The 22304-nt window shown below is 68.8% G+C and carries 15 protein-coding genes; 5 read left to right on the top strand and 10 right to left on the bottom strand.

Going from position 1 to position 22304, the window contains the following annotated elements; translation table 11 throughout:
* Positions 1 to 79: 79 nt before the first annotated feature.
* The 6 genes from OH735_RS26490 to OH735_RS26465 all read right to left on the bottom strand — a co-directional run bounded on the left by OH735_RS26490 (position 80) and on the right by OH735_RS26465 (position 6792).
* Entirely contained in the window at positions 80 to 1264 is a 1185-nt protein-coding gene (locus OH735_RS26490) for a hypothetical protein (RefSeq protein WP_406384136.1), read from the bottom strand.
* Positions 1264 to 2082, bottom strand: a complete 819-nt coding sequence (locus tag OH735_RS26485) for a polysaccharide deacetylase family protein (protein ID WP_406384135.1) — start codon at positions 2080 to 2082, stop codon at positions 1264 to 1266. Before OH735_RS26485 ends, OH735_RS26490 begins: the two co-directional genes overlap by 1 nt.
* Before the next feature lie 380 nt (positions 2083 to 2462).
* The gene (locus OH735_RS26480; protein WP_406386743.1) at positions 2463 to 2978 is read right to left on the bottom strand and encodes an ATP-binding protein; all 516 of its coding nucleotides are present in this window, start codon (positions 2976 to 2978) and stop codon (positions 2463 to 2465) included.
* A gap of 251 nt (positions 2979 to 3229) precedes the next feature.
* On the bottom strand, positions 3230 to 3997 hold the full coding sequence (locus tag OH735_RS26475; RefSeq protein ID WP_406384134.1) for an enoyl-CoA hydratase/isomerase family protein: 768 nt from the start codon (positions 3995 to 3997) through the stop codon (positions 3230 to 3232).
* Between the two features lie 117 nt (positions 3998 to 4114).
* The gene (locus OH735_RS26470; RefSeq protein ID WP_406384133.1) at positions 4115 to 5368 is read right to left on the bottom strand and encodes an Ig-like domain-containing protein; all 1254 of its coding nucleotides are present in this window, start codon (positions 5366 to 5368) and stop codon (positions 4115 to 4117) included.
* Positions 5369 to 5568: 200 nt separating this feature from the next.
* Positions 5569 to 6792 carry an Ig-like domain-containing protein gene (locus OH735_RS26465; RefSeq protein WP_406384132.1) on the bottom strand — a complete coding sequence of 408 codons (1224 nt, stop codon included), beginning with the start codon at positions 6790 to 6792 and terminating at the stop codon, positions 5569 to 5571.
* 153 nt (positions 6793 to 6945) lie between these two features.
* Here OH735_RS26465 and glgX point away from each other — a divergent pair, with 153 nt between their 5' ends.
* Positions 6946 to 9189 carry a glycogen debranching protein GlgX gene (glgX, locus tag OH735_RS26460; RefSeq protein ID WP_406384131.1) on the top strand — a complete coding sequence of 748 codons (2244 nt, stop codon included), beginning with the start codon at positions 6946 to 6948 and terminating at the stop codon, positions 9187 to 9189.
* A gap of 35 nt (positions 9190 to 9224) precedes the next feature.
* On the opposite strand, the gene OH735_RS26455 is transcribed toward glgX, so the two are convergent.
* From OH735_RS26455 to OH735_RS26440, 4 genes are read right to left on the bottom strand one after another with little or no spacing between them, the layout of a single operon-like run.
* Complete coding sequence (locus OH735_RS26455) at positions 9225 to 9875, bottom strand: response regulator (protein ID WP_406384130.1); 651 nt, start codon at positions 9873 to 9875, stop codon at positions 9225 to 9227.
* 22 nt (positions 9876 to 9897) lie between these two features.
* Positions 9898 to 11184 carry a sensor histidine kinase gene (locus OH735_RS26450; protein WP_406384129.1) on the bottom strand — a complete coding sequence of 429 codons (1287 nt, stop codon included), beginning with the start codon at positions 11182 to 11184 and terminating at the stop codon, positions 9898 to 9900.
* 24 nt (positions 11185 to 11208) lie between these two features.
* Entirely contained in the window at positions 11209 to 11979 is a 771-nt protein-coding gene (locus OH735_RS26445) for an ABC transporter permease (protein WP_406384128.1), read from the bottom strand.
* A gap of 1 nt (position 11980) precedes the next feature.
* Positions 11981 to 12889 carry an ABC transporter ATP-binding protein gene (locus OH735_RS26440; protein WP_406384127.1) on the bottom strand — a complete coding sequence of 303 codons (909 nt, stop codon included), beginning with the start codon at positions 12887 to 12889 and terminating at the stop codon, positions 11981 to 11983.
* A 232-nt stretch (positions 12890 to 13121) separates the two neighbouring features.
* Here OH735_RS26440 and OH735_RS26435 point away from each other — a divergent pair, with 232 nt between their 5' ends.
* The 4 genes from OH735_RS26435 (at position 13122) to OH735_RS26420 (ending at position 22138) form a co-directional block, all read left to right on the top strand.
* A complete protein-coding gene (locus OH735_RS26435; RefSeq protein WP_406384126.1) occupies positions 13122 to 14996 on the top strand; it encodes an ABC transporter ATP-binding protein in 1875 nt (624 codons plus the stop codon).
* Positions 14993 to 16906, top strand: coding sequence for an ABC transporter ATP-binding protein (locus OH735_RS26430; RefSeq protein ID WP_406384125.1), 1914 nt, complete (start codon positions 14993 to 14995; stop codon positions 16904 to 16906). The genes OH735_RS26435 and OH735_RS26430 overlap by 4 nt, the downstream gene beginning before the upstream one ends.
* Positions 16907 to 17420: 514 nt before the next feature.
* Positions 17421 to 17771, top strand: coding sequence for a CU044_2847 family protein (locus OH735_RS26425; protein WP_406386742.1), 351 nt, complete (start codon positions 17421 to 17423; stop codon positions 17769 to 17771).
* The gene (locus OH735_RS26420) at positions 17768 to 22138 is read left to right on the top strand and encodes a trypsin-like peptidase domain-containing protein (protein ID WP_406384124.1); all 4371 of its coding nucleotides are present in this window, start codon (positions 17768 to 17770) and stop codon (positions 22136 to 22138) included. The genes OH735_RS26425 and OH735_RS26420 overlap by 4 nt, the downstream gene beginning before the upstream one ends.
* The last annotated feature ends 166 nt before the right edge of the window (positions 22139 to 22304 follow it).

Raw genomic sequence — 22304 nt, 5'->3', positions numbered from 1 at the left:
CTGTCTCGGCAGTGCGATGCCGGGCCGTCGAGCGTCACCCGAAGGCGAGCGTGTCAGGCGGAGCGTTGACGCCGGGCCGTCAGCGGAAGACGCCGGTGTGGCCGAGCGAGTAGCGGCCCGGCTGCGGGTAGACGGCGAGTCCGTGCGGGCCGCTGCCCACCGGGATGCGGGCGAGCTGTTTGCCGGTGGTGGTGTCGATCGCGTACACCACGGAGTTGTAACGCCCGCTCAGCCAGAGGACTTTGCCGTCCGACGAGACTCCGCCCATGTCGGGGCTGCCGCCGCCCGGCAGGCGCCACTTCTTCACCAGCTCGCGCCGGCCGAAGTCGAAGACCGAGATGGAGCCCTCGCCCCGGTTGGAGACGTACATCTCCTTGGAGTCGCGGCTGACGTAGAGGCCATGGGCGCCCTTGCCGGTGCGCAGCAGCTTCGGGGTGGTGAACTTCTTGCCGTCCAGCACCCACACACCGTTCGCGATCATGTCCGCGATGTAGAACGTACTGCCGTCGGGAGACAGCTTCACGTCCTGCGGCATCGCGCCCTTGAAGGGCAGCTTCTGCTGGCCTACGACCTTCATCTTCGCCGTGTCGACCTTGAGGAGTTCGCCGGAGAACTCGCAGGAGACGATGAAGTACCGGCCGTCCGCGGAGAAGTCGGCGTGATTGACGCCCGCACAGCTGACCGGGACGGTCTTGGCCGTCTTCATGGTGTGGGCGTCGCGGAAGACCAGTTCGCGGTCCATCGAGGCCATCACCACGGCGTATTTGCCGTCCGGGGTGAAGTAGAGGTTGTACGGGTCGGAGACGGGCACCGTGCGGCCCACCTTCCCGGTGGCGGGATCGATGGCCGTGAGACTGTCGCCGATGTCGTTGTTGACCCAGAGGGTCTTCAGGTCCCAGGACGGGACGACGTGCTGTGGCTGGCGGCCGACCTTGATGGTCCGGATGACCTTGTACGTGGCCGGGTCGATCACCGACACGGTGTCGGAGTTGGTGTTGGGGACGTACACGCGGGACGGGAAGTCCTTGACGGCCGGGGAGAGCTTCCCGGGCCGGTCGGCCGCGTAGACGTCCTTGGCGTCGAGCACGGGTGGCATGCCGGGCAGGCCCGGTGGTGTGACGCGTTCCGTTTCGACGGGCGGTGCGGCGACCTCGCTGCCGACGGCCTTGACGGTCCCCTTCTCGGCGGGGGTGCCACAGCCGGTGAGTACGGCGAGGAGAACACCCCCGAGCAGGGCCGCGGTGTGCTTGGTGGAGGGAGGCATCAGGTCAGCAGCTCCGTGGTCGTCACCGCGCGCAGTTGGCGGCGGTCGATTTCGGTGAGGAGGAGAGGCAGGGCGGCGACCGTGTCCGCGTAGCCGAAATGCAGGCTCACCACCGATCCGTTGCGGATCTCCCCGGCCACCTTGCGGGTCACGGCCGCGGCGCCGGGAGAGGTGAAGTCGAGGGAGTCCACGTCGTACGAGAGGACGTGCGGGTAGCCCGCCCGGGCGGCGAGCCGCTGGACGAGCGGGGTGGCGTACCGGGTGCGCGAGGGCCGGAACCAGGTGCCGATGGAGCCGGTGAGGCGGCGCAGCCGCTGGGCGCAGCCGGTGATCTCCGCGTATGCCTCGACCTCGCCCATCGCGGAGATGTCGAGGTGGCGCTGGGTGTGGTTGCCGAGGTCGTGGCCGCCGTCGAGGATGCGGCGGGCCATCTCGGGGTGTTCGTCGAGCCAGCTGCCGACGGCGAGGACGGTGATCCGGGCGTGGGCCCGTTCGGCCTCGGCGAGTACGGTCCGGGCGATGGCGGGGTCGCCCTGGCCGTGGAAGGTGAGGGCGACGCGGGCGCGGTCGCGGGGGCCGTGGTCGATCTGGGCCGGCTGCCCGGGGAAGCGGCGCGGGGCGGGCGCGGGGTGCGGGGCCGGGTGCCCGGTGGTCGCGGGATTGTTCTTCGGGCTCGGCGCGGCTGTGCCGGTCCTGGCCGACGCACCGGCGGCGTCGCCGCGGTCCGCGCATCCGGCGGTCAGGGCGCCGGCGAGGGCGGCCCCTGCTCCCGCGCGCAGGGCGCTGCGGCGGTGCACCGGTGGGTCGGAGGCGTTCATACGCAGAACAATAGGGGTGAAATGTTCTGAAAATCACAATTAAGACTTATGGGTGACGCGAATGAATCACTCGACGAATCCCATAAATATTCATAGTTTTCCAGGCAAGTGACCCATCACACCTGCGATTCACCCGGAGAATGATCCATATTTTCCATGAATGCCCTGTTTGCACCTTTGGCGGAGAGGTCGCCCGTCTGCCATAGTCGGTGACACGACCGCATGACCCGAGCTCGGTCGTCACAAACGGCCGTGAGAACACCCCCCCATTTCACGGCCCCCCACACAGCAGCCCCCGAAGCGCCCCACAACGGCGGACCGGGGGCTTCTGTGCTTCCCGGGCACGCGCAAGCCTGGGTTCAGCGGTCAGCGGTCAGCGGTCAGCGGTCCGAGATCCGCATCTCGAACCAGGTGGTCTTGCCGCGCGGCAGCAGATCCACGCCCCACCGGTCGGAGAGCCTGTCGACGAGGAAGAGCCCCCGCCCGCTGATGTCCATCTCGCGGACGGGCATCAGGCACGGCAGTCCCCGCGAGGGGTCGCGCACCTCGATCCTGATCCAGCCGCGGCGGCGCAGCATCCGCAATCCGAAGACCCGGGCGCCGGTGTGCCGGACGGCATTGCCGACGAGCTCCGAGACGAGCAGGACCGCGTATTCGGCGGTCTGCGGGGAGAGCGCCCACTGGCGCAGCACCACACAGGAAGTGAGCCGCCGGGCAGTGGCCGCGGACTCCGGACGGGAGGGCAGCCGGACTTCGCCTTCCGCCGGATTTCCGAACAACTCCAGTGCTTTGAAAGCCTGTTCTTCCTCGATGGTCGGCATCCAGCGTGCCGCCGCCGCGCCGCTGTGCGGTCGCGGCTGTTCCACACCCTCCAGGCCCGCCATGCACACCATCATGGCCGCAAGGCGGGCCTCTCGGGGCCGTTCCAACGGAATCCGCACCCCGGAATGCATCATTCCGCCGAGGTCGGTAGGCATATGCCATTGGCAGAATGCGGGCCGTCGCACCCCAGTTGACCTGCTTGGATACCGCGTCCGAGCGGGATTGCCGGCCCCTGCGGAGAGCTGGTCCTCAAGGTTCTGTTAAGGCCCAGCTAATCCGCTCGCACGGATGAACCCGCGTCATTCCGTGCCCAACTGACTTCTGCTCAGAGGAACTTGGCCTTGCCCGGACCCTCTTCCACAAAGCTGCGCATTCCGCGCTCCCGGTCCTCGGTGGCGAACAGACCTGCGAACCAGTTCCGCTCGATCGTGAGCCCGGTGTCGATGTCCGTCTCCAGACCGGCGTCGATGGATTCCTTGGCGGCGCGCAGCGCGAGGGCGGGCCCCTTCGCCAGCCCGGCGGCCCAGGCGTGCGCCTGCTCGTACACCTCGGCGGCGGGCACCACGCGGTCCACCAGTCCGATCGTCAGGGCCTCCTCGGCCTTTACGTGACGGCCGGTGAAGATCAGGTCCTTGGCCCGGGAGGGGCCGATCAGCCGGGCGAGACGCTGGGTGCCGCCCGCGCCGGGGATCAGCCCGAGCAGGATCTCGGGCTGGCCCAGCCTGGCGTTGTCTGCGGCGATCCGGAAGTCGGCGCAGAGCGCCAACTCGCAGCCGCCGCCCAGCGCGTAGCCGGTGACTGCGGCGACGACGGGCTTGGGGATCCGGGCCACCGCGGTGAAGGAGTCCTGCAGCGCCTTGGACCGTACGACCATCGCCGTGTGGTCCATCACCTGCATCTCCTTGATGTCCGCACCCGCCGCGAACACCTTCTCGCCGCCGTAGAGGACCACGGCCCGCACGTCCTCGCGCCGGGTCGCCTCCTCGGCGAGTTCACGCAGCCGGTCCTGGGTGGCGACATTCAGAGCGTTCATGGGCGGACGGTCCAGCAGGATCGTGCCGACACCGTCGGTCACTTCGAGATTTGCGGTCATGAGAGGCAGGTTAGACCGGCGGGCAATTGCCGGTCGCGGTCTAACCTGCGCGGGCGACGGCGGGCCCGGTGCTGTTGGTCACAGCGCCGGGCCCGCCCGTGTCAGGTGCTTCGGGAGCTACTTGGTCCACTCCGACCAGGACATGTTCCAGCCGTTGAGGCCGTTGTCCGGCTGGATCGTCCTGTCCTTCGAGTTCTTCACGACGACGACGTCGCCGATGAGCGAGTTGTCGAAGAACCAGGCCCCCGGGGTCTTCTTGCTCCAGGCGCCGCGCACGTCCTGCAGGCCGACGCAGCCGTGGCTGGTGTTGGTCGTGCCGAAGATGCCGGAGCCGCCCCAGTAGTTGCCGTGGATGAAGGTGCCCGAGGTGGACAGGCGCATCGCGTGCGGCACGTCCTTGATGTCGTACTCGCCGCCGAAGCCCACGGTGTCACCGTTCATCCGGGTCACCTTGAGCTTCTCGCTGATGACCATCTGACCGTTGTACGTGGTGGTCGCCGGGGCGCCCGCCGAGATCGGGATGTTCTTGATCTGCTTGCCGTCACGGACGACCTTCATCCGGTGCGTGCTCGCGTCGACGGTGCTGACCTGCTTGCGGCCGATGGTGAAGGCGATCGTCTTGGCCTGCTTGCCGTAGACGCCGGGACGCCCCTCGACGCCGTCGAGGTCGAGCTTCACGGTCACCTTGGTGCCCGCGGCCCAGTAGTCCTCGGGGCGGAAGTCGAGGCGGTCGTTGCCGAACCAGTGGCCCTCGATCGGTACGGAGGGCTCGGCGGTCACCTTGATGGCCTTCTCGACCGCGGCCGGGTCGGTGATGCCGCGGGTGAAGTGGATCGAGACGGGCATGCCGACGCCGACCGTGGAGCCGTCCTCCGGGGTGTACTGCCCGATGAAGGTGTTCTGCGGGACCAGCGTCGTGAAGCTGGTGTCCTTGGCCGACTCGCGGCCCTTGGCGTCCTTGGCGACCGCGTGGACCGTGTACTTGATCGCCGCGGCCAGATGCCGGTCCGGTGTCCAGCTCGTGCCGTCCGCCGCGATGCTGCCCTCGACCTCGACGCCCTTGGGACCGGCGACCTTGACCGTCGTCAGTTTCCCCTGCGCGGCGGAGATCTTCAGCGCCCCGCTGGTGGCGACGGAGTCCGCCCCGTCCTTCGGTGCGATGGTCACCACGGCCTGCGAGGCCGTGGTGTCATCGACCTTCGCCCCGCCCTTGCGGTCCTTGCCCGCGCTGCCGGCGTCGTCTCCCCCGCCGCACGCCGTCACCAGCAACAGCAGCGCACCCAGGACCAGAGCCAGCAGTCCGGTGGCCCCACGTCCTCGCCGCCCGCTGTCCACCCCGGCCGATGTCCCCGATATCGGCTGCCCGTTCAATGTGGTCGTCTCCCCTCACGCGGCCTGGCCCCGCCAAGACCCTGGGGCCCTCGGGCCCCGCCCCCGCACGCTGCACATGCGCGCTCAGCGAAAGATAATCACACTCACTGTGCGGAATTGACCCCGCAGAATGTCACTGTTCAGTCCCAACTCATCCTGGAACTTCTCCAGGTGACACGGGGTACGGGGGTGGCGGGCGGTCAGCGGAGGGCGGAGCCGGCCTTCCACTGATTCCAGTTCAGGTTCCAGCCGCCGAGGCCGTTGTCGGGCGCGACCTGCTTGTCCTTGGAGTTGACGACCTCGACGACGTCGCCGATGAGTGTCCGGTCGAAGAACCAGCCGGCCGGGGTGTAGCTGCTGCCGCCCCGTACGTCGCGCAGCCCGACGCAGCCGTGGCTGACGTTGTCCGAGCCGAAGACGTCCTCGCCCGACCAGTAGTTGCCGTGCAGGAACGTGCCGGATTTGGTGAGCCGGAGGGCGTGCGGGACGTCCTTGATGTCGTACTCGCCGCCGAAACCGACCGTGCGGCCGTCCATCCGGGTCACGTCGTACATCTCGCTGACGACCATCTTCCCGTTGTACGTGTCCATCCCCGGGTAGCCCGCCGTGATCGGGACCGTGGAGACGAGCCGGCCGTCGCGGCGTACCTCCATGGTGTGGGCGGCCACGTCGACCAGGGACGTCTGCGAGCGGCCCACCGTGAAGGCGATCGTCTTGTCCTGGGTGCCGTACACGTGCGGCGCGCCCTCCACATCCCGCAGCCCCACCTCGACGGTGACCTCGGTGCCCGGCTTCCAGTAGGCGGTGGGACGGAAGTCGAGGCGGCTGTCGCCGAACCAGTGCCCCACCACCTCGACCGCCGGCTCGGAGCTCACCCGGATGGCCCGCTGCACGGCCGGGCGGTTCCTGACCGGGCGGTTGAAGTCGAAGGAGACGATCATTCCGGTGCCGACCGTGGACCGGTTCTCCGGCCTGAAGTAGCCGATGAAACGGTGTTCGGGGACCACCGTGGTGAAGGTGGTGTGGCGGGCCGAGCGGTGCCCTGCGCCGTCCACGGCCACCACGTCGACGCTGTACTTGGCGGCGAGCCTGAACCGGCCCGTCCGCCCCCACGGTGTCCAGGAGAGACCGTCGTGCGCGATCCGGCCCGGCACCTCCTGGCTCTGCGTGTCCTCGATCCGCGTCACCTTGACACTCTTCAGCCGCCCGTCGGGGACCTTGACCTCCATCCGGTCGTCCGGGCCGACGTTCCTCGCCCCGTCGCTCGGGGTGATCAGGATCGCGCCCTGCGGGGAGCGCGCCTTCCCGCTGGAGGCGGGTCCGGCGTCGGTGCAGCCGCTCAGCAGGGCCAGCACGGTGAGCAGTCCTGCCCATGTCGGCGCGGTGGCCGAGCTCGCCACCGCCCTCTTCGCTACGTGGTTCACGTCCCCCCAACGACGGCGGCCGGTCGGGGGAAACGTGAGTCCTGGCGCCGGTGTGGGCAGAACAGAGGGGAGGACCACACTCGGGGAGCCGCGGCCGGGACGCCGTGCGCTCCTTTTCGGTGCCGGTCCCCACGAGCCGCGGGAGGCGAGCAGGTGTCGAGCGCAGCCGAGCAGGAGGCAGTGCAGGAGACCGGGGAGACGCAGGAGCGGGAGGAGCGGGAGAGGGTGCCGGTGGTCGTGCCGGGGCGGCCGGCCACGGTGTGGCCCGGTGCCCCGATGCCGCTCGGGGCCCGCTTCCGGGTGGGCCCCGACGGGGTGGCGGGCACCAATTTCGCGCTCTGGGCGGGCGGTGCGGAGGCCGTCGAGCTCTGCCTCTTCGACGAGGCGGGAGACGAGCGGCGCCTTCGGCTGACCGAACTGACCCATGAGATCTGGCACGGCTTCGTGCCCGGCGTCCGGCCGGGTCAGCGGTACGGCTACCGGGTGCACGGCCGCTGGGACCCCTGGACCGGTGCGCGCTGGAACGCGGCGAAGCTGCTCCTCGATCCGTACGCGCGTGCCGTGGACGGCTCGTTCACCCTCCCGGCCGAGGTGTACGGCCATGTGCGGGACTGGCCGCACCAGCAGGTCGCCGACACCGTGCGCGACGAGCGGGACTCCGCTCCGTACGTCCCGAAGGGCGTCGTCGTCCACGACGACGACGACTGGGCGCAGGACCGGCGGCCCAAGACCCCATGGGCGGACTCCGTCATCTACGAGCTGCATGTGCGCGGCTTCACCAAGCTGCACCCCGGGATCCCGAAGGCGCTGCGGGGCACGTACGCCGGTCTCGCCCATCCGGCCGCCGTGGATCACCTGCGGCGGCTGGGAGTGACGGCGGTGGAACTGCTGCCGGTGCATCAGTTCGCCCACGAGGACCATCTGCTCCGGCGCGGCCTGCACAACTACTGGGGCTACAACTCCATCGGCTACTTCGCCCCGCACGCCGACTACTGCGCGAGCGGGACCGCGGGCCAGCAGGTCGGCGAGTTCAAGCGGATGGTACGGGCCCTGCACGACGCCGGGATCGAGGTGATCCTCGACGTGGTCTACAACCACACGGCGGAGGCGAGCGAGCTGGGTCCGATGCTGTCGCTGCGCGGCATCGACAACCGCGGCTACTACCGCCTGCAGGCGGACGCCCGCAGGTACGCGGACTACACCGGCTGCGGCAACACCCTGCACGTGGTCCAGCCGCACGTCCTGCGGCTGATCACGGACTCGCTGCGGTACTGGGTCACGGAGATGGGCGTCGACGGCTTCCGCTTCGATCTGGCGGCCGCGCTGGCCCGCTCGATGCACGACGTCGACATGCTCTCCCCGTTCCTCGCGGTGATCGCCCAGGACCCGGTGCTGCGCCGGGTGAAGCTGATCGCCGAGCCGTGGGACGTCGGCAACGGCGGGTACCAGGTGGGCGCCTTCCCTCCGCTGTGGACCGAGTGGAACGACCGGTACCGGGACGCCGTACGGGACTTCTGGCGCGGTGCCCTGCCCGACGTACGGGATCTCGGCTACCGGCTGACCGGGTCCAGCGATCTGTACGCGTGGGGCGGCCGGCGCCCGTACGCCTCGGTCAACTTCATCACCGCCCACGACGGCTTCACCCTGCGCGATCTGGTCAGTTACGAGCAGAAGCACAACGAGGCCAACGGCGAGGACAACCGGGACGGCACCTCGGACAACCGGGCCTGGAACTGCGGCGCGGAGGGCGAGAGCGACGACCCGGCCGTCAACGCGCTGCGCCGCCGTCAGCTGCGCAATCTGCTCACCACCCTTCTGCTGTCGACGGGTGTGCCGATGCTGGTCGCGGGCGACGAGATGGGCCGTACGCAAGGCGGCAACAACAACGCGTACTGCCAGGACAACGAGGTCGGCTGGCTGGACTGGTCGCTGCTCGACCGGCCGGAGTGGCGGGCGCTGACCGAGCTGACCTCCCGGGTCCTCACCCTGCGCCACACCCATCCCGTGCTGCGCCGCCGCGCCTTCTTCTCCGGGCGTGCGCAGGCGGCGGACGGGCTGCGGGATCTGGCGTGGTTCACCCGGCAGGGCGCGGAGATGACCGAGGAGGACTGGTACGCACCGGCCGCGACGGTCGGGCTCTATCTCTCCGGGCGCGACATCCCCGGCCGGGACGCGCGCGGCGAACCCGTCACGGACGACAGCTTCCTGGCGATCCTGCACGCGGACCACCGGCCGAGCGGTTTCCGGCTGCCCGGACCGCCGTGGGCGCAGAGTTTCGAACTGGTCCTGGACACCTCGCGGGAGGACCAGGCCGAGGCGCCGGGCACCGTACACCCGGGCGGCACGGTGCTGACCGTGCCGCCCAGGTCGGTACTGCTGCTGCGGGTGAGGAAGTGAGCTCCGGAAAATGACGGTCGGGGAACGGGGAAGGGTCAGCCGAGGATGCCGCGGTCGTAGCCGATCGCCACGGCGGCGGCCCGGTCCTTGGCGCCGAGCTTGGCGAAGACATGGGTGAGGTGGGTCTTCACGGTGGCCTCGCTGATGAACAGTTCGGCGGCTATCTCCCGGTTCGAGGTGCCCTTCGCGACGAGTTCGAGCACCTCGCGCTCCCGGGCCGACAGTGCCTCGTGGCCCGGGGCCGCCGGGGTGCGCACCCGGGAGACGAGGCGGGAGGCGACGGCGGGCGAGAGCACGGTGCGGCCGTCGGCAGCGGCGCGTACGGCGGTGAACAGTTCCTCGCGGGGCGCGTCCTTGAGGAGGTAGCCGGTCGCGCCGGCCTCGATCGCGGGGAGGGTGTCGGAGTCGGTGTCGTACGTGGTGAGGACCAGCACCTTGGCGCGGGCGCCGCGCCCGGTCAGTTCGGCGATGGCGGCGACTCCGCCGCCGCCCGGCATCCGCAGGTCCATCAGGGCGACGTCGGGGTCGAGCCGGACCACGAGGTCGACGCCCGCCACCCCGTCCGGCGCCTCTCCGAGGACGCGGAACCCCGGGTCGGAGTCGAACATGCCGCGCAGACCGTCCCGTACGACGGGGTGGTCGTCGACGACGACGAGCGTGATGACGCGTGCGGAATCCTCAGCCATGGCAGGGCAACCGTACTTGTCATCAGCCGTGCCGGACCAGGGGCACCCGGGCGCAGACCGCCGTGCCGCGGCCCGGTTCCGTCTCCACCTCGACGGTGCCCGCGATGCGTTCGGCGCGGGCCCGCATGCCGCCGAGCCCGAATCCGCCCGCGCCGCGGCGGCGCGGCGGCAGGGCGGCGGGGTCGAAGCCGCGGCCGTCGTCCCGTACGTCCAGGGCGAGTTCGTCACCCATGAAGGAAAGGGTGATGCCGACGCGTGAGGCCCCGGCATGGCGGCCGGCGTTGGCGAGGGCCTCCTCGGCGATACGGAGCAGGGTGGCGGCTATCTCGTCGTGGACCGGCTCGGCGGTACCGGTGACGGTGAACTCGGCCCGCACCCCGTGGCGTTCGCCCCAGCCGGTGACGGTCTTCTTCAGTGCGCCCACGAGGTCGTCGTGCTCCAGTGCGGCGGGGACCAGATCGTGGACCGAGCGGCGCGCCTCGCCCAGGCTGTGCCGGGCGAGGGCTGTGGCGCGGTCGATGTGCTGCCGGGCCAGGGCCGGGTCGGTGCCGGCGATCGAGGTGACCACCTGGAGCTGGGCGATGATGCCGGTCAGGCCCTGCGCGAGCGTGTCGTGAATCTCGGCGGCCAGCCGGCGGCGCTCGTCGGCGACCCCGGCCTCCCGGGCCTGGAGCAGGAGTTGGGCATGAAGCCCGGCGTTCTCCGCCAGGGCCTGTTCGAGGCGGGCGTTGGCGGACTCCAGTTCGGCGATGGTGTCGACCTGGGCGCGGGCGTGATCGGCCTCCCGGTCGCCGATCTGGGCGAAGATCAGGGTGATGGTTGCGTGGAGGGCGAAGACGATGCCGAAGGCGATCCAGCTCATGAGGCCGGCCGGCGGGAGGCCGCTGCCGGACTGCGAGCCCGCCATGATGACGGCGGTGACCAGCAGCCCGGTGCGCACCGCCCGTTGCGGGAGCAGCCGGACGGCGTCGAAGTAGCCGAGAACCGCGAAGATGGAGAAGAACGGGTTGCACCAGGTCAGTCCGAAGGCGAGTGACGTGCGGGCGACGAAGTAGAACCGCGCCGCCCGCGACCGCGGGGGGAGCGCCGGCCCGTACCGTCCCCACCAGAGCTGGAGGACGAGCGCCACCGGGACCAGCGCCGCGGCGGCGTACACGTCCGAGCGGGACATGATGAGGCCGGCGGACACGGCAGAGGCCGCGGTGGCCAGGCCGAGCAGAGTGTACGGTCCGTACCGGAAGAACCATTCCCACCACTGCGCGGCCGTCGTGCCGGCTGTGGATGCCTGTGTCGCGTCCCCCGTGTTCATGGCTGAAGTCTCCCCCGCAACCGGTCACTCCCACCGGAACAGGCGGGTCGCGAGCAGGGTCACCAGGGCTGCCCACAGCGCCATCACGCCCAGTTGTGCCCAGCCGGGCCAGCCTCCCGACGCCGCCCGGTCCAGTGCCTGGGAGGCCGCGCCGAACGGGGTGACCTGAACGATGCGCCGGAGGGTGTCGGGCATGGTCTGCACCGGGATCCAGACCCCGGCGGTGAACATCATCACGAGGTTGGCAACCGTGCCGATGGCGGAGGATGCCTTGGTGGTGCGGGAAAGCGCACACAGCAGCGCGCCGAGGCCGAGGACGCTCGCGGTCGCCAGAAGCAGCGCCAGGACGTAGCCGAAGGGCTGTCCGGGCAGCCTCACGCCGAAGGCGGTGCGGCCGACGGTCATCACCAGCGCGGCGGAGCCGAGGGCCGCGGCGCCGTGCAGGGCGATCTGCGCGGTGAGCAGGGCGGACGGCGGCACCGGAGTGGTCGACATCCGGCGCAGGATCCCGCGCTCGCGGTAGCCGGTGAGGATGGGCGGCATGGCCCCGATCCCGGCCATGATCATGGCGAGCAGCACCGACACCGGTACGTACAGATCGACGACGCGGCGTCCACCGAGCGCGTCGTCGGGGTGTCGGAAGGACGGGATCAGGCCGAGGATCGTCAGCAGCGCGGTCGGGAAGACGAGGATCCAGAACAGGCTGCCGGGTTCGCGGAGGAAGAGCCGCGTCTCGGTCCTGAGCACCGCCGCCCACGGGGTGGCCGTCGTCCTGGCCGGGGTCGCTGTGGTCATCTCAGGCCGCCTGTTCTGTTTCCGTGAGATCGAGGAAGGCGTCGTCCAGCGTTGCTTCCCAGACGCGGAGCTGGTGTGCGGTGATGCGGTGACGGGCCAGTAGCGAGATCACCGCGTTGACGGTCTCGTCGGATCCGTTGATGACGATCCGGCCGTCCTTCCGCTCGACGGACACCGCCCCGGGCAGCAGGCCCAGTTCGGTGTCGTCGAGCGGCCGGGAAGGCGTGAAGGAGATGACCGTGGCACTGCCTGCCCTGCTGATCAGGCCGGACGGGGTGTCGAGGGCGACGACCTTCCCCTTGTCGATCACGGCGACACGGTCGCAGAGCCGGTTGGCCTCCTCCATGAAGTGGGTGACCAGAAGGACCGTCACACCGCTGTCGCGGACGTCCTCGATCAGCTTCCAGGTGTCCCGGCGGGCCCGCGGGTCCAGACCGGTGGTCAGCTCGTCGAGGACGACGACCCGCGGGTTGCCGACCAGGGCGAGCGCGATGGACAGCCGTTGTTTCTGACCGCCGGACAGCTTGGCGAACCGGGTGCCGTACATGGTGTGCAGAGCGAGCCGTTCGGCCAGCGCGCGCCAGTCGGCGGGGTCCGGGTAGAAGGCGCTGTACAGCTCCAGCGCCTCGGCCACGGTGAGTTTGGGCTGGAGTTCGCTCTCCTGGAGCTGTGCGCCGAGCAGCCCGGTCACCCGGCCGTGGTCGGCTACGGGGTCGAGCCCGGCCACCCGGACCGTACCGGCGTCGGGGACCCGCAGCCCCTCGACGCACTCGACGGTGGTGGTCTTGCCCGCTCCGTTGGGGCCGAGGATCCCGAAGATCTCCCCCTCGTCGACGGAGAAGCTCACTCCGTCGATCGCGGTGCGCCCGGCGTATGCCTTGCGCACCGCGTTCACTTCGATGATTGCCATGCCTACGAGCATCGTGTCCGGGGAACCGGCGCACCATCGTCCATCGCGCTCGAAGCGGCATCGGCCGATCGGTTGATACCGGGTACGACCAGCGGGCTCGGGCACCGCCGGACGGCGGGTCCGGGCACCGCCGGACGGCGGATCCGGCGCCACCGGACGGCTGCTCCCGCACGGCCGGACGGCTGAAAAACCACATGAGCGATGTCAGTGGTGAACCGTAGGCTCGACTGTGATGCCCGAAGAACATGTAGAGCCCAAGGAACGGTCCACCGCACGCTCCCTGCTGCGTTTGTGGCCCTATGTGAAGCCCGTGCGCAACCGCCTGTCCGCCGCCGCGCTGATCGCGATAGTCGCCTCGTGCATGGGTCTGGTGATCCCTCTCGTACTGAAGTGGATCGTCGACGGCCCGGTGGCGGACCGCGATCCGGGGGGTGTCTGGCTGGGCGCGCTGTACCTCCTCCTGCTGGGCATCGCCGAGGCCGTGCTCTTCGGGATCCGGCGGTGGCTGGTGGCCCGGCCGCTGGCGGGGGTCGAAGCGGCGATGCGGGCCGACCTGTACCGGCATCTGCAGCGGCTGCCGGTGGCGTTCCACGACCGCTGGCCGTCGGGGCAGTTGCTCTCTCGCGGGACCACGGACCTGATGCTGCTGCGCATGTTCCTGGCGTTTCCGCTGACGTTCCTGCTGGTCAACGGCACGACGATCCTGGTCGGGTTCATCATTTTGCTGATGCAGCAGTGGACGCTGGGGCTGGTGCTGCTCGCTCCGGTGGTGCCGTTGGTGATTCTCTGCTCGGTCTTCGAGACGAAGTACTCGGTCGTGGCGCGCCAGGCGCAGGACCAGGTCGGTGATCTGACGACGGTCGTCGAGGAGAGCGTGCTCGGCATCCGCATCATCAAGGGCTTCGGCCGGCACCGAAGCCAGGCCCTCGCGTTCCGTGCCCTCTCGCAGCGGCTGCGCGGTACGGAGCTGGGCAAGGCGCGTCTCCTCGCGGGCATCTGGGCCGTCATCACCACGATCCCCGAGCTGGCCATCGGGGCGGCGCTGGTCCTCGGCACAATCCAGGTCGCCGACGGCGGGCTGTCGGCGGGCACGCTGGTGGCGTTCCTCTCGACGGCGCTCGCGCTGCGGTGGCCGATCGAGTCGATCGGCTTCCTGCTGGCGATGAGTCAGGAGTCTGCGACGGCGACCGAGCGGTTCTTCGAGGTGATGGACGTGGCCGAGGAGGAGGACGCGGCCGCTGCCGACGGCCGCGCGCCGCAGGGCACGGACGACGGCCGGGGCGAAATGGTCTTCGAGGGCGTGGAGTTCCGCTATCCCGACGCGGAGCCCGGTTCCCTACCCGTACTGTCCCGGATCGATCTGCGCATCCGCCCCGGCGAGACGATGGCCCTGGTCGGGGCCACGGGTTGCGGGAAGACGACGCTCACCGCTCTCGTACCGCGGCTGCACGAGGCCACCAGGGGGCGGATCACGCTGGACGGCAGGGACATCACCGCCATGCCCCGGCAGGAGCTGCGCACGCTGGTGTCCGTGGCCTTCGAGGAGCCGACGCTCTTCTCGGCGACCGTCGGGGAGAACGTGCTGATGGGCGCCGAGGGCGCCGGGGAGGACGAGTTGCGGCGGGCGCTCGCCGTCGCGCAGGCCGACTTCGTGTACGACCTGCCCGAGGGCATCGGCACCCAGGTCGGCGAGCAGGGGCTCAGCCTCTCCGGGGGGCAGCGGCAGCGGCTCGCGCTGGCCCGCGCCGTGGTCGGCCGGCCCCGTTTCCTGGTGCTCGACGATCCGCTCTCCGCCCTGGACGTGCACACGGAGACGCTGGTGGAGGCCGCGCTGCGGCAGGTGCTGGAGGAGACGACGGCGATCGTGGTCGCGCACCGGCCGTCCACCGTCATGCTCGCGGACCGGGTGGCGCTGCTCTCCGAGGGCCGGATCACCGCCGTCGGCACCCATCAGGAACTGCTGCGCGGCAATGCGGAGTACGCGTGGCTGATGTCGGGGGCCACCGGCGCGCAGGAGGGTGCCCCCGCCGTGGACGCCGTCCCCGATCTGTCCGGCGAGGGCCGTCTCGTACCGGACGTCCCCGCCGAGAAGGGCCGTACCCGATGACCAGCCCCACGACCAGCACGACAACCGGTACGACAACCGGTACGACGACGACCGGGCCCGCCGACCGGCGGCCGGACGCGCGGAAGGAGCCTGCGGGCCCGTCCCCCTCCGACGGCGCCGGGGACCGGTTCGACCGGGACGATCTGCCCACGCCCCGCGGTGCGACCCGCGCGCTGCTGATGTCGCTGCTCCGGCCGCACCGGGGCCGGGTGCTGGTGTCGGCGCTGTTGCTGCTGATCCAGCAGGCGGCGGTACAGGCGGGCCCGCTGCTCGTCGCGTACGCCATCGACAGCGGTGTGCCCGCGTTCCGGGACGCGGACTACGGGCCGTTGATCGCGGTGGCCGTGGGGTACGCGCTGTGTTCGGCGGCCGCGGGGCTCATGCAGTACGCGTTCATCATGGTCTCCGCCCGGATCAACCAGGACGTGCTGCTCGATCTGCGCGGCCGGATCTTCCGCCACGCGCAGGCGCTGAGCGTGGACTTCCATGAGCGCTACACCTCGGGGCGGCTGATCTCCCGTTCCACCACGGATGTGGAATCGCTGCGGGAACTGCTCAGCGAGGGGCTGCAGGAGCTGATCGGCATCGTCCTGTCCTTCGTCTCCATCTCGCTGGTGCTCCTCTGGCTGGACTTCGGTCTCGGCGCGGTGGCGGTGCTCTCCTTCGTCCCGCTGTATCTGCTGGTACGGCGCTTCCAGCGGCGGGCCGGGGTGCTCTACGTGGCCCGGTCGACGGCGATCGCCGCGGTCATCGTGAAGTTCGCCGAGTCGATGAACGGCATCCGTCCCGTCCAGGCGTTCCGCCGCGAGCGCCTCAACGACGCGCACTTCGAGGACCTCAACTCGGCCCACCGGCAGGCGAACGGCGGCGCGATGCTGGAGATGGCGCGCTATGTCGTCGGCTCCCGGCTGGTCGCCAACACGGCGGTCGCGGGGATCGTGCTGTGGGGTGCGTACCGGGTGGCGTCGGGCACGCTGGCGCTCGGTGTGCTGGCCGCGGCCGTGCTCTATCTGCGCCGGTTGTACGACCCGATCGACCGGCTGGGCATGTTCCTCAACTCCTACCAGTCGGCCGCCGCCTCGCTGGAGAAGATCGCGGGCCTGCTGGCCCAGACCCCGTCCGTCCCCGAGACGGCGAATCCGGTCGGCCTGCCCGCGCTCGCGGGTGAGCACCCGGGCCGCGAGGTCGTCTTCGACTCGGTGCGGTTCGCCTACCGTACGGGTGGCGAGGTGCTGCCCCGCTTCGATCTGACGGTCCCGGCCGGTCAGACCGTCGCCGTGGTCGGTTCGACGGGCGCGGGCAAGTCGACGCTCGCCAAGCTGCTGGCCCGCTTCTACGACCCGACCGAGGGCCGGGTGCTGCTCGACGGGACCGATCTGCGGGATCTGGCCGTGCCCGAGCTGCGGCGGGGTGTGGTGATGGTGACCCAGGAGGCGTTCCTGTTCTCCGGGACGGTCGCCGAGAACATCGCGATCGGCAGCCCGGACGCGACCCGCGAGGAGATCGAGCAGGCCGCCAAGGCGATCGGCGCACACGATTTCATCGCCGGGCTGCCCGAGGGGTACGACACGGACGTACGCAAGCGGGGCGGCCGGATCTCGGCCGGTCAGCGCCAGTTGGTCGCGTTCGCCCGGGCCCTGCTCGCGAACCCGTCCGTGCTGATCCTCGACGAGGCGACGAGCTCCCTGGACATCCCCGGCGAACGGGCGGTGCAGCGGGCCATGGACACGGTGCTCCACGGCCGCACCGCGGTGGTGATCGCCCACCGTCTGTCGACCGTGGAGATCGCGGACCGGGTCCTGGTGATGGAACACGGCCGCATCGTGGAGGACGGCGCCCCGTCCGAACTCATCGACGGCACCGGCCGCTTCGCCGACCTCCACCGGGCGTGGCGGGAGAGCCTGGCGTGACGGGGAGGGTTCTAGGATCCGCGATTCCGTGAGCAATTCCACGTGACCATGAGCACCGTCCGAGCAAATCCAGGCGATCATGAGCAACGATCACGGTCTGTAGTAGTCAGTTGTTGGTCGTTTGCGATCTTCCGGGATGCGCGAGAGAAGTCCTTCGTACCGTCCCGGTATGGCGACAGCACGCTCAGGCAAGGGCCGCATCAAGAGCAAGAGCCCCACGGCGTCGATTCGGTACGTGGACGGGTCGACACGTGAAGTTCCCTTTTCTCAGCTCCGGTTGAGGGATTTCGCCGAGTCGGAGCCATGGCGTCGGGTCCGTTCGGCACATGGGATGGCGCGCTACTCGCTGGACACACCCTGATACGGGGCCAAGCCCCTGATCACGAATGTCCGTCAAAGCGGACCAATCCCAGGCAGTGAGTTCTTCAGTTCGGCCTCCCCCGCGATGGCGGATGTGATCGGCTGTCAGGCAGCGTGCTCGATGGCATGTTTTGATCTCTTGGAGGGGTAATTGATGCAGGGCTTAACGCGGGTACCGCTGGAAGGCGGCGGGGCGATTCTGTTCGAGGCTGGGCCGGAACTGGAACTCGGCGGGCCGGTGAAAGCGGGGCGGGTCGGGGATGCGATCCGTGAGCTGCCTCAGACGCTGCAGGCCGCTCTGGTGCCAGTTCGGGAGACCGCGCGGGCCGTGTTGGAGCAGTTGAAGGAGGCCGGGCCGGACGAGGCGGAGGTGGAGTTCGGGGTCGATCTCTCGTCTGAGACCGGTGCCATCATCATCAAGAGCGACGTAGCCGTTCATCTGAAGATCCGGTTGCTCTGGAAGAAGGATGAGCCCACACCCGCTGCGGGGGACGCCGGAGCATGAGTGTCAGGGACGGCCTGTCGACAGGCCACGGCCGCAACAGCTTTGTGGGGGCTGCCCCTGATCTGACGGCCTCCGGTGAGGCACATGGGTCCGTGCCGGATTCGGTGGTCCAGGTACTGGCAGCGGACGGTGAGGTGGCCGGGGCGGGCTTTCTGGCCGGTGAGGGTGTCGTCGTCACCTGTGCACATGTCGTGCGCGCGGCCGGACAGGGGCCAGACGGCCGGGTGGAGCTCGCCTTCCCGCACCTGCCGAGTGCGCCGCGGGTGTGGGGTGAGGTACCAGCAGAGCAGTGGCGGAAACCGGAGGCCGAAGACATCGCCTTCGTGGAGCTGAACAGTGTTCCGGCAGGCGTACGAGCGTTGTCGCTGGGGTCGGGGGCGGGGTGTCAGGGACACAGGGTCTCCTCGTTCGGGTTTCCCACCCAGGCACCGCCCGGCGGCCATTTCGGCTACGGCACGGCCGGTGACTTGTTGCCCGACAGCACCGGTACAGGCGAGCTGTTGCAGCTGTCGGGGGCCAACAGCCTGACGACCGGGTTCAGCGGCGGGCCGGTCGTGGACGGGGCGACCGGGCTGGTGATTGGCATGGTCACCTCTATCACCACTCCTGATGCCCACCTGAGGGGGCTGGGCATCGCGTATGCCACACCGGTCGATGTGCTGCGTCAGGTTCGGCCCGAGCTGGCTGAGCATGAGGTGTGCCCGTATCTGGGTTTGGAGCCGTTCACCGCCGGGGACGTCGGCTGGTTCCATGGCCGTGACGCGGCGGTGGAGGAGGTCCTGGAGGCGCTTGGAGGGCATCGGCGGATGCTGATGCTGCTGGGCTCCTCCGGAGCGGGAAAGACCTCTATGGTCAACGCAGGTGTGCTGCCTGCTCTGGCCAGCGGGGCACTCCCGGGCAGCGATCGCTGGCTGTCTGTGGTCGTTCGGCCCGGTCCGGACTTCTTCGCGGAACTGGAGAGTGCGGGGTTGCCCGGCGCCTCCACCTACGGCCTGACAGCGGCGGTCGAGGCCCGCCTCGAGACGGAGCCCGACTTCGATCGACTGCTGCTGGTCGTCGACCAGTTCGAGGAACTCCTCACTCAGCCGGGCCCCGCATCCGGTAGTGGGGCGTCCGAAAGGCGGCAGAGCGCGGCAAGTCAGCTTGTGGAACTGAGTGACTCCCCAGTCGCCGTGACCATTCTGTTGATCATGCGCAACGACTTCTACGCTCCTCTCGACGCCTTCGCCCCTCATCTTATGCGAGCCGCCTTTCCGGGACTGCTGAACGTGCCCGCGACCGTGGGCCGCCGGGAACTTGAGGCGATTATCACCAAGCCGGCCGAGGCCGTCGGCCTGCGTATCGAGAACGGCCTGACCGAGCGGATCATCAATGACGTTCTCGAGGTCGAGTCCACGGGCCGGCAGGCACCGGTAACCCTGCTGCCGCCCTTGGAGCTCGCCTTGCGGGAGCTGTGGCGGCGCCGCGAGGACGGTCGACTGACTCACGCCGCGTACGAGAGAACCGGCCAGGTCACCGGCAGTATGACCACTTGGTGCGATATGGCTCTCAACCAACTGCCCGACGATCATCGGCCCATAGCGCGGCGGCTCTTGACCGCGCTTGTCCGTCCCGCGGACGAGTCAGGCGGTATCCCCGCCACACGCCACCTTGTCCCTCTCACCCGTCTGCGTTCCCTGGTGGTCGACGCCCACCGGGGAGGTCCGGACGCCGAGTCCGTCTTCGATGCAGTGCTGGCGTCCCTCACCCGCTACCGGATCGTCATCACCGGAGCCACCACGCCCCGTGGTGCGACTGCAGGGGAACCGGCGGCCGAACTCATCCACGACGCGCTTGTCCGGGACTGGGTCAACCTCCGCAAGTGGGTCGCCCGTGATCAGCAGTTCCACCTTTGGCTGCACCGTGTCGCCGAACATCAGATCCGCTATTCCCGCAGCGGCCTGTCCGGGGATCTTCTGGACGGGTCCCTCCTGGCCGAAGGTCTGCAGTGGGTTGGACAGCGGCCGCTGCCGGCCGATGTCTCTGCGATCGTCACAGCCAGTCGGCGCCACCACCAAAGAGCCATCCGTCGCACGCGGCGCATCAACATCGCTCTCATCGCCTTGGTCGTCCTCGCACTGATCGCCACAGGTATCGCCTTCCAGCAACAGCGCAGCGCCGCCACCGCAGAGCGGCAGGCCCTGTCCCGGCAGCTCTCCGCCCAATCGGCAAGCCTCCTCACCGAGAACGCCGACCTCGCGTTGTTGTTGGCTGTCCAGGCGTATCGCACGAGCCCCACAGCCGAGGCAACCGCGAGCCTTGAGGGTGCGTCCCAATTCCCCCTGACGCGAAGTTTTGATGTCCCCGAGGACGCCCGCTCGGTGGCCTTCGATCCCCACGACGGGAATATTCTCGCGATTTCTCGTGACACCCGTGTGCAACTACGAGACGCGACAACCGGTAAAACCTTCCACACCTTCACCTACGGCGACACCCTTAGTTCGATTGCGTTCGACCCTGAAAACAGTGGAATCCTTGCCCTTGCCGGGACCAAGGGGGTGCAAATCAGGAACACGGCCACTGGAAAACTTCTGAACACCGTCGCCCGCAGCAGAACTATCAGTGCTGTGGCTGTGGATCCGAAGGGGAATACTTTAGCCACGGGAAGTGTCGACGGCGACGTCGAATTGTGGGACATGGGCACCGGTAGGCTTATCCGGAGCTTCGACGATCCAGGCGCTTCGAGCAGCGGTTCCATCGAATCCGTGGCCTTCAGTTCCAATGGACACACGCTTGCCGCAGGCAACGATTTGGCCTGGCTATGGGATGTCGCGACCGGCAAAGTGTTACGCGAATCTCCGGGGGAAGAATCCGAAGACTCTGCGTCCTCTGTCGCGTTCAGCCCTGATGGAAAGAAGCTCGCGACCGGACCCGGCGGAGCGGTGGGGGCAAAGGTGAAGCTGTGGGACGCCACCACCGGTCAGAACAAGGCTACCCTGGCCAGCACTGATTTCGTCTCGGTGGCTTTCAATCCGGACGGCAAGGCCGTCGCCACCAGCGGCGGGAATGGAGTCCAATTATGGAGCTCGGAAACCGGCCAGCTCCAGGCCACTCTCAGCCGCACACCTTTCACGTCCGTCGCGTTCGGTCCGGACGGGCGCACTCTTGCCGCCATTGACGAAGACCGCGAAATGGTGCGGCTATGGGACGCCAGCATCCATCAGGCCCGAGGCATTCTTCCCTGTACCGGAAACGGCCCGGTGGCCTTCAGCCCGGACGGGAGGACACTTGCCGCTTCTGCCCCCGCATTCCCTTACTCTATCGCGACGTTGTGGGACTACCATGCAGAAAAGTCCCAGAACAATCCATCGTGTGACGACGAAGGGGCACCTGTCGGCCGGCTCTTGGGGCCCCTCACGCTGTCGGACAGTCCTTTGGGCGGCTTCCCGGTGAAGTTCAGCCCCGAAGGTCACCTTGTCGCCACTGGACCGACCTACACAATGGAAGGAAAGATCGATCGCCAGGCACACCTGCGGGGTGCGGTCAACGGCGGGAGCGAAATGCTCCCTGCGGGAACCATGGCTCTTGCCTTCCACCCCAAGGATATTCGCACTCTCGCCATTTCCGACAGCGCGGACGTCCGGCTGTGGGACCTGAACACTCATAAGGATTGGCCACTTCCGGGGTCGAGCAGCGAGACCAATCTGGAGTTCGATCCGGACGGGCATACCCTGGCCACCTGGGGGAAAGACAAAGGGGTCCAACTATGGGACCTGAAGACCCGAAAAGCCTGGCAACTCCCACGAACAAGCGCCCAAACTGATCTGGAGTTCGATCCCGACGGGCACACCCTGGCCACCTGGGGAGCGGGCAAAGGGGTCCAACTATGGGACGTAAAAACTCGAAAGGTCCGGACACTTCCGGGAACGAGCAGCAGCACTGGTGCGGCATTCCATCCGAAGGACAGCCGCATCCTGGCCACCTGGGGAGCGGGCAAAGGGGTCCAACTATGGGACGTAAAAACTCGAAAGGTCCGGACACTTCCGGGAACGAGCAGCAGCACTGGTGTGGCATTCCATCCGAAGGACAGCCGCATCCTGGCTGTCGAAAGTGACGAGGGTGTACAGCTGTGGGACATCGCCATCGACCACCTCTGGGCCACCCTGCATGACAGCGGTACCACGAATGGCCTGTACTTCAGTCCGGACGGGCGCACTCTCGCCACCAGTGACAGCAACTCGCTACCAGTGCGCCTGTGGGATGTTCACCTTCCGCATCCTCCCGAGTCGATTCAACAGATCTGCAAGGCGGTTGTCCGCGATCTCACCCGGCAGGAATGGTCGCTGTACCTGCCGGATCAATCCCCAAGAGCTGTCTGCGACTCATGACGACTACACTGGTAACTGACGATTTCTCAGCGAAATGACCATGTGATGGCTGAGGTGTTGGGTTTGGCCGGGGCGGTCGTGGATGCCCCGGCCGCAGACAAACGTGTGGAGCTCCTTGCAGGACCGTTCTCTCCCACAGGTCGTCCGCTGCGAAAAACCCAGAGGC

The organism is Streptomyces sp. NBC_01618, from assembly GCF_045209435.1.
Classification (GTDB): Bacteria; Actinomycetota; Actinomycetes; order Streptomycetales; family Streptomycetaceae; genus Streptomyces.
Note: the sequence above shows the minus strand (reverse complement) of the source record. Positions and strands in the feature narration are given on the sequence as shown.